Below are 12,959 nucleotides of genomic sequence, written 5' to 3'. Positions count from 1 at the left end.
TCGGCCGGGCCTCTTGCATAATGATGGGTTGGAGTTCGGCAAGATGCTCGAGAGCCGTGGTGGGAGTGTGCTGTTCTCATCTTGTACAGGCGCTTCTACTTCTTAGTCTCCCAAGGGACAGGGACGTAACGGCAAGGATCATCACTCATATTGAGCTTGACTACCAGGCCATAGTCCGGCGTACTGTCCTCTTGTGCTCTACGAGGCAGCAGAACAGGCCAGATCGAAGATTCTTCGAACTTCTCTGGGCAACGATACTTCAGGTAGTGCCCGTCCCGACCCCAGAACATCATCGGCAGGCCGATGGGGCACAGGGGCGTGCCCAGGGTGTTGGTAATTCCGGGTGGCTCCTTCTCGTTACGAGGGTTCAAGGGAATCATGGGGATCCCTCCGTGTTCAATTATGGAAACGATGTTGGATTGGCTGTCATAGGCCCACCGATAACCGAATTCAGGACCATAATCTTCTTCTGTTACTTCTTGTTCAATGTCGCCCTCTCTTCCATAGGGTGATATTTTCGCTGAACACTTAAGCCCTGTCAAAATCGTAGAACATCAACAAAAAAACCCTCGTTGAGTTATTGACATCTCCCACCGAGCGTGTTATAATGTGGTATAGTGGACTAGTCCACTTGTCCACTATACCACAAGCGCGATAGGACAATGAGTCCATGCAGTACTTGCTAGGCATTGATCTCGGCACATCAACCTGCAAGGCGACACTACTCTCATCCGACGGACAGGCCTTGTCGGCTGAATGTGACCCCTATTCTTTACATACTCCTCAGGATCAATGGGCCGAGCAAAACCCTGACGACTGGTGGGGCGCGGTCAGGCAAGCAGTAAGGCGGGCAATCGAATTGGCAGGCTGTGGAGAGCGAGATGTGGCAGCCATTGGGTTATCCGGACAGATGCATGGGCTGGTTTTGTTAGACGACGACTACCGACTCCTCAGGCCAGCTATACTTTGGTGCGACCATCGCTCGTCTCAGCAATGCCATCATACTCTTCGTCAATTACCTACAATCGAATCAATCACTAAGAACAGTCTAATACCCGCCTTTACCCTTCCAAAGTTGCTCTGGGTCCGAGACAATGAGCCATCGGTCTACAGCAGAATCCGCTGGGTACTTCTCCCTAAAGACTACATCAGGTTCCGCATGACGGGCGAACTTTTCTCAGAACCGTCTGATGCTTCCGGGACAGCTATGTTTGACGTTACAAACCTCACCTGGTCTCCAGAGATCTTGAAGCTGCTACGCATACCTCTGGACTGGCTGCCGCCATGTGTCTCCTCAACGGAGATAACTGGATTGCTGATGAGCGCTGCAGGCGAAGATTTAGGTTTAGTACCGGGAATCCCTGTAGTTGGCGGGGCTGGGGACCAAGCTGCACAAGCGGTCGCTATGGGCGCAACAGTACCTGCGATTCTTGGTATCACAATCGGAACATCCGGTGTCATTATGATGACTCAAACTTCACCAGTGGTTGGCTCGTTCTGCCATGCCATAAGTCACCGGTGGCTTCAGCTAAACTCAGTGTACGCAGCTGGCCTCTGTCTTAGCTGGTATCGCGAGAGCTTTCTGCCCGAGGTCTCATACGATGATTTGGTTTCTCTCGCAATAGACGCCCCGCCGGGAAGTTCTGGTCTTATTTTTCTCCCTTTCCTTCTCGGAGGGCGGGAATCGATCGGCTCTTCGGTGCCCGCGGGTTACACTGGCCTAAGTGTTCGACACGATCGCAGTCACCTTGTTAGGGCTCTACTGGAGGGGGTGGCATTTGAGTTTCGGCGTATGCTCAATGCATGGATCAAACAGGGGATGATGGTTGAAGAAGTGCGCATGTCGGGAGGAGGCTCTAAGAGTGACCTCTGGCGGAGCATCATGGCCAATATTCTGAATCTGCCAATAGAAAGAATAGATAGAGAGGCATCTTTTGGTGCGGCGTTGCTTGCAGGGGTCGGTGTCGGCTGGTGGAAGTCCGTACAAGATGGCTATGAAGCAAATCCCTCATTTGGTGAGCGAGAGGAGCCAGTGTTGTCTTTGGCAGAGCAGTATGAGGGAAGTTACCGCCGTTACGTCGACTTTTACGAGTTGCTAGCGGGGGGACTTGGACAACTGCACGGAGATCCGAGACATGGCAGGTAGAAACTTGAATTTCGTTCTGGATGCGAGGTCCCCCTCGCTGATCTATCGTCAAATCATGAATGCTGTCAGGGAGCGGATAGAAGCCAACGAGTTCCAGGTAGGCGACAGATTACCATCCGAGCGAGAATTGAGCGAACAGCTGAGCGTTAGTAAAATGACCGTTCGCCAAGCAATGAGGGAGCTGTCTCGCGCGGGCTACTGCTATAAAGTGCGAGGGAAGGGGCTCTTTGTCAGCAAGAGAAAAGTAGTAGTTAACACCCAAAGTTTCGATGGCTTTACCGCAACCATACGGCACGCCGGGCTAAGGCCTGAAACCAGGACTATTTCCAAGGCACTCAACGAACCACCCGAGTGGGTCCGTGAGGGTTTGGAGCTGAACCCGGGGGAGAAGGTTGTTGAAGTGGTTCGTCTACGGCTTATCAATTCGGAACCAGCTATTTTGGAAACCGAGTGGTTTCCAGAGAAGCTGTGTAGAGGGCTACTTGAGGAAGATCTTTCCCAATCCCTCTATGGTATTCTTGAGAGCAAGTTTGGGATCTTTATAGCTCAGGCTAGCGATTTCCTCTTTGCGCATGTCCCCGTAGAATTTGAGAGAAAGATTCTCGCAATGCACTCTAGTATACCAGTTATAGTTCGAAACAGGATTGCCTTCTTGGCCGACAGCACTCCTGTGGAGGCAGTTCGGTCAGTGTACAACCCGAATCAATACGAATTTCGCATGAGCCTCATCCGCGAGCCATTTTGAACGCCCCAATTTTGGAGGGGTAGCAATTGCAGATACAACCGCTAGTAAGAATGAAGGATATCTACAAGAGTTTCGGAGCGGTACAAGCGCTCCGTGGAGCGAGTTGTGAGGTCCTGCCCGGCGAAGTCCTTGGAATTGTTGGCGACAACGCCGCGGGGAAGTCAACCATGATGAAGGTGTTGACAGGAGTATACCAGCCCGATGAGGGACATATTTATTTCGAAGGAAAGCCCTTGCACTTCCGTGAGCCCATGGATTCGCGCAGGCATGGAATTGAGATGATTTATCAGGATTTCGCGCTGGCCGAAAACCTGGACGTCAGATCTAATATTTTCTTGGGCAGGGAGATAGAAAGGCGATACTTTGGAGGGCTAGTCAGGGTCCTCAACAATCGCAAGATGGAAGAGGAGTCGCTGCGAGTTCTCGATCTCTTGGATCTTGAGATCAATCCGAGGTTGAAGGTTCGTCGATTGTCAGGCGGACAGAGACAAGCTGTGGCAATAGGTCGGGCGGTCGCATTTGACGCCAAGCTGGTCATTATGGATGAACCTACGGCCAGTCTAGCAGTGGGAAAGGTGGGAAAACTTTTGGCACTTGTCAGACGTTTGAAGGAGCTGAATGTTGCTGTCATCATCATCAGCCATCGATTAGATGAGATCTTCGAAATAGGGGATCACGTGACCGTAATGAAAGAGGGCAGGGACGTTGGAACTTTTCTGATTAAGGAGGTCACTCAATCTCATGTGAGGCGTCTCATCGTGGAAGGGGGGCGGATAGATGCATGATCCTTCCCAACGAGTCAACCGAACGCACAATCCTGCTGACCCAGCCGATCTGGACCAGGTCATAGCCCATCGCCGTTCACGTAAGAGATTAGCTCTTACCTTTCTGGGAGACTATGGATTGCTTGTGATCTTTGCCGCCTATTTTGTATTCATGTCCGTAACATCTGATGTCTTCCTTACTCCCCGGAACCTTATGAACATCGTGCTACAGGCCTCGATAATCGGGCTTATCGCAATCGGGCAAACATTTGTCATGATTACAGCTGGCATCGATTTGTCTGTGGGTGCAGTCGCGGGGTTCGCGGGGGCGATCGCAGCTACCGTCGCCAAGTCGGCCCTCCATGGGTGGGCCTTGCCCCTATTAGTAGGACTCGGTGTCGGCATCCTAGTAGGATTGGTCAATTCTTTTCTAGTCATTAAAGGTCATATTCTTCCTTTCTTGGCAACCTTGGCCATGTTGGCTACAGTCCGTGGCGTAACCCTTATCTACACACAAGGATACCCGGTCATCGGACTGAACGATTCATTCCTACTAATTGGACAGGGTTCTTTCAATGGCGTTGCGATTCCCATCTTGATTTTTTTGGCGGTTGCTATCGTCGCGGGGTTCCTGTTGTCTAGGACTAAGTTCGGTCGACATGTATACGCGGTCGGCGGGAACGAAGAAGCAGCGCGCATTGTTGGCATACAGGTGCAAGTAGTAAAGCTCAAGGTCTACCTGATCAGTGGGCTACTCACTGCCCTCGCGGGTGTTGTATTGACTTCCCGAGTGAACGCCGCCGATCCTTTGGCAGGGACGGGCTACGAGCTCGATGCAATTGCGGCAACGGTCATTGGTGGGACAAGTCTTTTCGGTGGGGTCGGCACAGTGTGGGGCACTGTCTTAGGTGTCCTGCTTCTTGGAATGGTCGTTAATGGACTCGACCTCTTGAATGTTTCCTCCTACTATCATCAGATCATCAAGGGTCTCATCTTGGTCGCCGCCGTAATCATGGATCGCTGGAAGTCACAATAGAGTAGAGGTCCAAATATCGCAGAAAGGGGGGTAGTTTTGGATGATGAAATGCCGGTAGTGTCCCTTTATCAGGTCTAAAGCCAAAGGAGGCATGAGAGGTCACTCAGCCTACTCTAGCTGGACGGAGGTTCAGAAACCGAAGACAGAATGAAGAATTTAAAGGAGAGTTAACCATGTTCTACAGAAGAAAGCGTTTGAGTTCATTGAGCTCTGTTTTGCTAGCATGCATCTTGTTGCTAGCGGTATTCACCTTGTTGGTGGGCTGCGTTCCTAGTGCTCCTACTCCTACAGCGGCGCCCAGCGCTCCTACAGCCGCACCAGCTGCACGCACCGGCGGCAAGTACACCATTGGAGTCACGCTTCTGAGCCTACAGTATCCATTCCTGGTAACAGTCGGCGAGTCGATGAAAGATGAGGCCTCGAAGCTTGGGGTCAACTTGATCTCGCTTGATCCGCGGCAGAAGACGGACACCGAGCTGAGTCAAATTGAGAACCTCATCACCCAAAAGGTCAACTTGATCATCATGATCCCTGTCGATGTGGATGGAAGCATTGCTGCGGCAAAGAAGGTAAACCAGGCGGGCATTCCTCTGATCTTGCTCAATACAAAGCTTTCCCCCAGTTTTCAAGCCGAAGGCGGGAAGTTCGTCACGTATGTGGGGTCGGACGATGTGGCCGCTGGCAGGATCGAAGGTACCTTCTTGGTGAAGGAGCTCAATGGTCGAGGGAACGTGATCTACCTTGTCGGCCAATATGGTGGTGCTTCGACAAATCTCCGCAAACAGGGCTTCACAGAAGTAATTCGTGACTACCCGGGGATAAAGATAGTCACAGAACTAGAAGCCCACGGCTCCAGGGCCGAAGCTAAGACCATCATGGAGAACCTGCTTACGAAGTATAAGCCCAACGAGGTCCAGGCAGTCGTCACTCAAAGTGACGAAATGGCACTTGGTGCGCTGTCCGCAATTCAGGCAGCCGGGCGTCAAAGCGAATTCAAGGTGATCATGGGTGTCGATGCGACGCCGGATGCTGTCAAAAGTTTTAGGGAGGGTGGCATAAACGCCACGGTGTTTCAGGATGCCGACGCCCAGGGCCGTGAAGCGGTGCGGACGGCGCTCAAAGTTCTGAATGGGGAGAAAGTTCCTCCTATCGTTGACATTCCTTTCAAGCTCGTCTGGAAGGATACCATCGATAAAATCTTCCCCAAGTAAGTCTCCGCCTTTGCTAGAGGGAGGGAGGCTTCGCCCCCCTCCCTCGACCTTGACACGCGCAATAACTCTTCCGAAAGGAACGAATCGAATGATGAAGCTACAAGACCAAGTTGCAATCGTAACCGGCGCAAGCAAGGGAATAGGTCGTGCAATTTCGCTTTCCTTAGCTCGGGAAGGGGCTGCCGTAGTTTGCATGGCCCGAACGAAGTCCAAGTTGGACGAGCTGATGGAACAAATCAGAAGCTTTGGGGGCATGGCAATGCCGATTCCCGGCGATGTAACTGTCGAAGCCGATGTGGAACGAGTTGTGTCCGAAACACTTAGAGAATTCGGGAAAGTAGATATTCTCGTCAATAACGCAGGGATAGGTATTCTCGCCTTGTTAGGGGATTTGTCCACAAAGGACTATGACCTAACTATGGACACCCATATGAAGGGTACTTTTCTGTTCTCACGTGCCGTAGTCAAATCAATGATTGCCCAACACAATGGTTATATCGTGAATATCGCTTCAATCAGTGGGTTAAAAGGATTCGCTCGGGCAAGTGTGTATTGTGCGTCAAAGTTTGCCGTCATCGGTTTCTCACGCTCACTAGACTTGGAGCTCAGGGAGCATAACATTAAAGTATGTGCAATCTGTCCGGCAGGAGTGGACACTGATTGGGCCATCGGAACCGGCCTAGAGAAGGAGCAGGTAGCAGGTCTGGATCGGTTAAAGCCGGAAACTATAGCAGATGCAGTGCTGTTTGCCGTAACCCAGCCCAAGAACTCCCGCGTGACCGAGATAATTGTTTACCCCATGGTCGAGGAAGGTCACCAGTGAAAAATCCTCTTTGGATGGTTGCCTGATTAGTGCGAGGACAATGTAATCTATCCGGATGGATAGTGCAGCAGTCGTTGTTCGCTGACCTGGACATTGAGCAAATCAGTAGATGATATTATCCTTAGCGTTTCCCGGTAAGATGCGCAGGAGTGTGATCATCGGCGTGAGGTTGAGGCACAACACTTAATTATAAACAATATGGGCAAAGAGCACGCCAGCTATTGCAGATGGTAGGATCTCAAAACCGCCAGGGTGCCGACTGCCTTGCTGCCCTTTCCTTTCCTGTACGAGCACACCCTTTATCTTCGCCCGCTGATCATATCGCCTCACGTTGTTTAGCGCCTTAGTTAGCAGCCTTGTCTTCTTTGTAAAGCTTGAGGTTGGGAATATCGGAGTAATCGTCGAAGTTGTGGGTAACCAGGGTCAGGTCGTGTTCCAGGGCAGTGGCGGCGATAAGAAGATCAAAAGCCCGCTGTGTGATCTGACGACGTTGACGGCGTGGTTCCCCGCGGATTTGGCCATTCCGTTTGGCCACAGCTTATCCCAAGCACAGTAACCTGTCTTAAGAAAGCGCGAAAAGCGGCTTCAGCAAGATTGGGATCGTGACTGCCATAGATGCCTTCGTAAATTTCGCTGAAGGAGACGATGCTAATAGCGATACCGCTTGGCAAGAGCTTTGTAAAAAGATCATCAGCTGCTTTCTGTCCTGTGAGATAGTCAACAACCCAATCCGTATCAACGAGATAGCTCATAGCCTAACCGGGGGTCGATCGGAGCCGCGTGCGGAAGCCAAGTCCCTCTTCAGGGTATCGGCATCCACAATACCTTTCCAACCTCCGAAGGCCGAACAGAAAGCTTCATAGTCCGCCCTTGTTTTGATCGGCTTTGGCTTATGCTTGGAACCAGGTTTGGCTGGCATCAAAATAGCCAGGTCCTCATCATCTCGTCTAAGGACGCGGGCCTCGTCGGTTCTTCGTACCTCCTCGACAATGCGCAATAGTTCGGGTACGTTGCTAATATCGATTGGTCTTAGTCCTCTTGCCATAGTATTCATCCCCTCCCCGGGTAAGGATAGTATAGCAGATCTCAATCAATTAATCAAGGAAGCAAGCTGGCGGGACAGGATCTGGCCTCAGCAAAAACATTGACACCCCCTGGCCCTCGGCAGTATAATTGACCCGAAAATAACAGTTATAGCCAAGAAATGATGTTATAAGGGTGGTTAGGCGATTGCCCCTTCTCTAATGGCTAGCAACTGGGAAGAAGGGAGGGAAACATGTGACGGAGGTCATCATAGGCGAAAACGAGACTTTTGAGAACGCCTTGCGACGTTTCAATAAGAAAGTACAGCAGGAGGGAATCCTTGCTGAAGCCCGGCGGCGGCAACACTATGAGAAGCCCAGTGTCAGGCGAAAGAAAAAGGAGGCCGCCAAGAGACGGAAGAGTGGCAGCCTCAATCATTGAACGGTCAAAGAAAATCGATCCAAATAGGTACGGTAGAGACGCTCCTTGGTAGACGTCTATGTAGCAAAGGCGTCACAAGGAGCGTCAGTTTAGAGGATAGAAGCAAGTGGATCTTCAAGAACGGCTGATGGAGGACCTGAAGGAGGCTGTGCGACGTGGTGATGAGCGGCGTCGTTCTGTTATCCGTCTGGCGAGGGCAGCCATCAAGAATGCGGAGATCGAGCAGGGACGCCCCCTTGACGATGATGATGTCCTGCGCCTTATCAGTAAAGAGATCAAGCAGCGACACGAATCTATCACCGAGTTCGACAAAGCCAAACGGTCGGATCTGGTAGCTAAGGAGCAGGCGGAGCTAGAGATACTGGAGGGTTATCTTCCTCCACAGATGGCAACAGAGGAGATCGAAGCCCTGGCCCGCAGCATCATTGCTGAGGTTGGGGCGAAAGGGCTCAGCGATATCGGTCGAGTGATGCCCAAATTGATGGCTGCAATCAAGGGGCGGGCTGATGGACGCCTGGCGAACCAGATCGTGCGTCAGCTTCTGACCAAGACGTAACCCCAGCCCTTGGTGGAACAGTGATTGACCAGGAAAAGCGATGGCCCATTTTGAATAGGGAGGATTGGCGGCGGCTGGCTGGCCTGACCCTTTTTGCGCTCATCCTCTTCTCTTCTCTGGTGCTTATCCTCACCTTCCAGTTCTTGCCCAGTCGTTATGACTTAAATGAGGGGGACGTCTCCGTCTATAACATTAAGTCACCCCAAAAGGTCTCCTATATCAGCCAGGTTAAGACCAGGGAGGAGCGAGAACGGGCGGTGGCGGCGGTGGGGCCGGTCTATACCTTTGATCCCAATGTCGTAACTCAGCAGCGCGAAAAGGCCATCGAGGTGACCCGCCGCATCACCGAGATCAGGCAGGACCCAACAACGACAGAGCAGAAGCGGGAGTCTATTAAAAGGATTCCCGCACTGAGCCTGCCCCCCCATATCGTCTCGTACATCCTTTCCTTTGATGAACCCAGCTGGCGGGCGGTCGTTAACGAAACCGTCCGCATCCTCGGCATTGTGATGAGGAGCAGGATCAGCAGTGATCAGTTGGCCGAAGTCAAGAATGGGGTCGGCAACCTGGTCAGTGCTGACCTGGATGAGAGACAGACAGCAGTCATCATGCAACTGGCGCAATCCTTTATCAAGGAGAACTACGCCTATGACCCGGAGGCAACAGAGAAGTCCAAGCGGGAGGCTCGTGACAGCGTTCAACCAGTTCGCTATACGATAGAGAAGGGGGAAACGATCCTCCGTGATGGAGACATAGTCAAGGCCACTGATCTGGAAAAGTTGGAGGTGGTGGGGTTGCGCAACCCGCAGCTGAAATGGCCGGATATCATCGGTGTATCCCTGGTCACGGGCATGTTGGTTCTTATCCTGGCCAGCTACCTTTACCTGTTTCAGAGTAATCTGGTGGCCAACCCGCGACGCTTACTCCTTCTTGGTTTTATTATCGTGGTAGCCGTTCTGGCCGCCAAATTGACCATCCCGGGACGTGACATCTTCGCCTATATCTTTCCAGCAGCGGTGGTGCCGATGCTGGTAGCTGCCCTCTTGGATACACAGTTGGCTGTCCTAGCGGCCATCATTGTGGCTCTTTGCCTGGGTCTAATAGCCAACGCCTCACTTGAGCTGACCACGCTCTCCCTGGTAGGCGGGCTGGTGGGCTTACTTGGGGTGCGGCGCATCGAGCGTCTTAATACCATTTTCGTCGCCGGAGCGGCCGTGGCCGTGGCCAACTTCCTGGTTATCATAGGTTTCCGCCTGTTCAGCGGTGATCTGGAACCCCAGCGGGTAGCAATGTTGGCCTTCATTGCCCTGGTCAACGGGGCCCTCTCCGCCGCTCTCGCCTTGGGTACCTTCTCACTCTTGGGACACATCTTCGGCATAACGACGACGCTTGGCCTGCTGGAACTGGCCCATCCTAATCAACCCCTCTTCCGTCGCCTGTTATTGGACGCGCCTGGTACCTATCATCACAGTGTCCTTGTCGCCAATTTGTCCGAGAGGGCTGCCCAGGCGGTTGGGGCTGATGCTCTCCTGGCCAGGGTGGGAGCCTACTACCACGATATAGGTAAGGTTGTTCGTCCCTATTTCTTTGTTGATAACCAGATTGAGGGGCAGAATGTCCATGACCAGCTTGATCCCAAGACAAGCGCTCAAATCATCGCCAGCCACGTGCAGGAGGGATTGGAACTAGCCCGGAAGCATGGCTTGCCCAGCAAGGTGCGGGATATCATCGCTCAGCATCATGGGAACGGTCTTATCACCTATTTTTTCCATCGGGCCACAGTCGGCGCCGCTGGCGAGCCTCCGGATGAGGAGGAATTCCGCTACCCGGGCCCACGTCCGCAAAGCAAGGAGGCAGCGATCGTTATGCTGGCTGATAGCGTCGAGGCGATTACACGTTGCAGTAGTGACCACTCACCAGAACACATCGATCAGTTGATTCGGAAGGTCATCAGCGAGCGTCTGGCCGAGGGACAACTCGATGAATGCGACCTGAGTCTGCGTGATCTGGATCGCATCAGGCGTGCCTTCAGTAGCATCTTGCAAGGCATCTATCATCCCCGCATCGAGTATCCACAGATGACCAGGCCTATGGCAGATGCAGCGGCCGAGCCGGTCTTGGATAGGGTGCTAGGTGAATAGAGTGGCTAAGCGCTGTCTGATGGTAAAAATCAACTTTCGGATTGATCCCCGCTTTGTGCCTCAGGTTGACCGGGTTATGCTTTCCAGCGTTATAAAGAGGGCCCTGGCTGACGAAGGACTGGAGGGTAAATCTGAGGTCAGTGTTGTTATCACCGATGATGAAGAGATTCAACGCCTGAATGCTACCTATCGAGGGGTGAACCGTCCGACCGATGTATTAGCCTTCCCTCTGAAACAAAGCACAGCCGATTTTGTCGAGCCTCCTGATGGCGTTCTACATCTGGGGGATGTGGTCGTCTCCTTTCCACGGGCCGCAGAGCAAGCAGCAGACTATGGCCATTCCCTGGATCGGGAATTGAGCTATCTGGCCGTTCATGGACTGCTTCATCTACTAGGCTATGATCATGAGGAGGGACAGGAGCAAGCGCAGATGCGGGCCAAGGAGGAGACATCCCTGAGGGACCTGCCTCGATGAAAAGTCGAAACCTGGTGGATAGTTTTCGAGCAGCCTTTGCCGGCTTATGGCACCTTCTCCAAACGCAGCCCAATGCCCGGATTCATCTCCTAGCGGCCGTAGTGGTCCTCCTGGCAGCCCTGTTGCTGAGGCTTAGCCTGGGGGAGATCGCTCTCATCTGCGTGGTTATCGCCCTGGTATTCGTCAGTGAATTGTTCAACACCGCCATCGAGGCCCTGGTGGATCTCAATATACCCGAGTATCATCCCCTGGCTAAAGTGGCTAAGGACGTTAGTGCCGGGGCGGTGTTGGTGACAGCTGTTATGGCCACGCTGGTGGGCATCATTATTTTTGGCTCTAACATCCAGCGGTTGCTGACGACGCCTTAAGCAGCCGACTTGGATTGAGGGTTAGAGCGGGCGCGAACTATAGCCACGATGGCTGCGGCGGACACGAGGGAACACACAGCCACCGTCCGGATGAGCAGGCCTCGGCTCAGCCAGCCGCTTCGGACGAGCGTCTTCGTCCGGCTCGTTTCGGGCCGCGCCGCCAGCAGCTGGGTAGCGAGGTCTTGGACAAAAGCATCGGCTGGTTCTACGGGAGCGAGGGCACGCCGAAGGTATCTGGCCAGATCGAAGAGTGGCCCGAGGGCACGTTGCAGGTCAGGGGGTAGCAATGGCGATGGGGCCACCTTGCTCTTCTTGATATCCAGTAGATCATCTATGTATTGGGCTAGTGCTTCAGCCAATTTATTTTGATTCATCGTTACCCCCTCGTTTCGGTATGATCCTCAGCATATCTACCCTGAGGCTTTAGGAAGGGCATCTTCCTGTTTGGTGACCTGACCCCATTGTTAGCGTATCTTATCTTTTTCATGACGGGAGAGCTCCTTTCTAAGGGACAAAAGCGTACGATGCAGCATGGCCTTCACTGCCCCTTCGCTGCGGCCCATAGTGGTGGCGATTTCAGCATTGCTCATTCTCTCGGCGAACTTGAGGATCAGCAGCTGCTGGTGCTCAAGCGGCAGTTTGGCCATGGCCGCCCGTATGGCCAGACGTTGCTCCTGTTCCTCTAAGGTGGACGTCTCTTCAGCGACCCTCCCCGGTCGGCCCATCTCCTCCAGGGGCACTGTCTGATGACGGTGGCGGTCACGATGCCAGTTGGCCACCAAATTGTGGGCGATACGGAAGAGCCAGGCAGAGAAAGGAACATTCCTGACCTGGTAGCCTCCCAGATGACTCAATGCCTGAAAGAACGTCTTCGCCGTAAGATCCTCAGCGTCATTTACATTGCCTGTTCGGTAGAAAACATAATTGTAGATGCGGTGCAGATGTCGTTGGTAGAGGAGCCCAAAAACGGTTATATCCTGTTTGGCTCGTTCCACCAGAATCTCATCCGGCTCAGAGAGCGTCACGGGAAACGTCCTTTCCCTGGCCAGTCCTGTTAAAGTGCCTCTCATTAGAGAACACCGAAAGAGGTGAGAGGATACGGCCAGATAAGAAATGTTAGCATAGCTGAAGATGCATCGTCAAAAATAGGGGCTCTTAGAGACTGATAAACAGCGGGGGAGGTCAAGGAGAGCACAGCCCTAGCCTCTATTCCCCCCTTCTCCCGCGGAG

The 12,959-nt window shown here is 52.8% G+C and carries 16 protein-coding genes; 11 read left to right on the top strand and 5 right to left on the bottom strand.

Annotated features, from left to right (window positions below; all coding sequences use genetic code 11):
• Positions 1–95 precede the first annotated feature (95 nt).
• A complete protein-coding gene (locus tag M1136_03875) occupies positions 96–380 on the bottom strand; it encodes a hypothetical protein (GenBank protein MCL5074778.1) in 285 nt (94 codons plus the stop codon).
• A gap of 290 nt (positions 381–670) precedes the next feature.
• Between M1136_03875 and xylB the strand changes: the two genes are divergently transcribed.
• From xylB to M1136_03845, 6 genes are all read left to right on the top strand, one after another.
• The gene (gene xylB / locus M1136_03870; GenBank protein MCL5074777.1) at positions 671–2,146 is read left to right on the top strand and encodes a xylulokinase; all 1,476 of its coding nucleotides are present in this window, start codon (positions 671–673) and stop codon (positions 2,144–2,146) included.
• A complete protein-coding gene (locus M1136_03865; GenBank protein MCL5074776.1) occupies positions 2,136–2,891 on the top strand; it encodes a GntR family transcriptional regulator in 756 nt (251 codons plus the stop codon). Before xylB ends, M1136_03865 begins: the two co-directional genes overlap by 11 nt.
• A gap of 26 nt (positions 2,892–2,917) precedes the next feature.
• Entirely contained in the window at positions 2,918–3,676 is a 759-nt protein-coding gene (locus M1136_03860) for an ATP-binding cassette domain-containing protein (protein ID MCL5074775.1), read from the top strand.
• Complete coding sequence (locus M1136_03855) at positions 3,669–4,691, top strand: ABC transporter permease (protein MCL5074774.1); 1,023 nt, start codon at positions 3,669–3,671, stop codon at positions 4,689–4,691. Before M1136_03860 ends, M1136_03855 begins: the two co-directional genes overlap by 8 nt.
• Before the next feature lie 173 nt (positions 4,692–4,864).
• Positions 4,865–5,902, top strand: a complete 1,038-nt coding sequence (locus tag M1136_03850; GenBank protein ID MCL5074773.1) for a sugar ABC transporter substrate-binding protein — start codon at positions 4,865–4,867, stop codon at positions 5,900–5,902.
• Between the two features lie 88 nt (positions 5,903–5,990).
• Positions 5,991–6,725 carry an SDR family oxidoreductase gene (locus M1136_03845; protein ID MCL5074772.1) on the top strand — a complete coding sequence of 245 codons (735 nt, stop codon included), beginning with the start codon at positions 5,991–5,993 and terminating at the stop codon, positions 6,723–6,725.
• A 343-nt stretch (positions 6,726–7,068) separates the two neighbouring features.
• On the opposite strand, the gene M1136_03840 is transcribed toward M1136_03845, so the two are convergent.
• Together M1136_03840 and M1136_03835 are read right to left on the bottom strand one after the other, a co-directional pair.
• Positions 7,069–7,260, bottom strand: a complete 192-nt coding sequence (locus M1136_03840) for a type II toxin-antitoxin system VapC family toxin (GenBank protein MCL5074771.1) — start codon at positions 7,258–7,260, stop codon at positions 7,069–7,071.
• A gap of 213 nt (positions 7,261–7,473) precedes the next feature.
• Complete coding sequence (locus tag M1136_03835) at positions 7,474–7,770, bottom strand: hypothetical protein (protein ID MCL5074770.1); 297 nt, start codon at positions 7,768–7,770, stop codon at positions 7,474–7,476.
• A gap of 233 nt (positions 7,771–8,003) precedes the next feature.
• Here M1136_03835 and rpsU point away from each other — a divergent pair, with 233 nt between their 5' ends.
• The 5 genes from rpsU to M1136_03810 all read left to right on the top strand — a co-directional run bounded on the left by rpsU (position 8,004) and on the right by M1136_03810 (position 11,729).
• Positions 8,004–8,189: a 30S ribosomal protein S21 gene (gene rpsU, locus M1136_03830; protein ID MCL5074769.1), complete on the top strand. Its 186-nt coding sequence runs from the start codon at positions 8,004–8,006 to the stop codon at positions 8,187–8,189.
• Between the two features lie 106 nt (positions 8,190–8,295).
• Complete coding sequence (locus tag M1136_03825; protein ID MCL5074768.1) at positions 8,296–8,745, top strand: GatB/YqeY domain-containing protein; 450 nt, start codon at positions 8,296–8,298, stop codon at positions 8,743–8,745.
• Between the two features lie 20 nt (positions 8,746–8,765).
• Positions 8,766–10,886 carry an HDIG domain-containing protein gene (locus M1136_03820; protein ID MCL5074767.1) on the top strand — a complete coding sequence of 707 codons (2,121 nt, stop codon included), beginning with the start codon at positions 8,766–8,768 and terminating at the stop codon, positions 10,884–10,886.
• A gap of 1 nt (position 10,887) precedes the next feature.
• Positions 10,888–11,361, top strand: a complete 474-nt coding sequence (gene ybeY / locus M1136_03815) for an rRNA maturation RNase YbeY (protein ID MCL5074766.1) — start codon at positions 10,888–10,890, stop codon at positions 11,359–11,361.
• Positions 11,358–11,729: a diacylglycerol kinase family protein gene (locus M1136_03810; GenBank protein MCL5074765.1), complete on the top strand. Its 372-nt coding sequence runs from the start codon at positions 11,358–11,360 to the stop codon at positions 11,727–11,729. The genes ybeY and M1136_03810 overlap by 4 nt, the downstream gene beginning before the upstream one ends.
• Here M1136_03810 and M1136_03805 read toward each other — a convergent pair.
• Complete coding sequence (locus M1136_03805) at positions 11,726–12,103, bottom strand: hypothetical protein (GenBank protein MCL5074764.1); 378 nt, start codon at positions 12,101–12,103, stop codon at positions 11,726–11,728. The two genes, M1136_03810 and M1136_03805, sit on opposite strands and share 4 nt — an antisense overlap.
• A 90-nt stretch (positions 12,104–12,193) precedes the next feature.
• Entirely contained in the window at positions 12,194–12,799 is a 606-nt protein-coding gene (locus tag M1136_03800; protein ID MCL5074763.1) for a sigma-70 family RNA polymerase sigma factor, read from the bottom strand.
• Positions 12,800–12,959 lie beyond the last annotated feature (160 nt).

Source organism: Chloroflexota bacterium (assembly GCA_023475225.1).
Lineage (GTDB): Bacteria > Chloroflexota > UBA6077 > FW602-bin22 > JAMCVK01 > JAMCVK01.
Note: the sequence above shows the minus strand (reverse complement) of the source record. Positions and strands in the feature narration are given on the sequence as shown.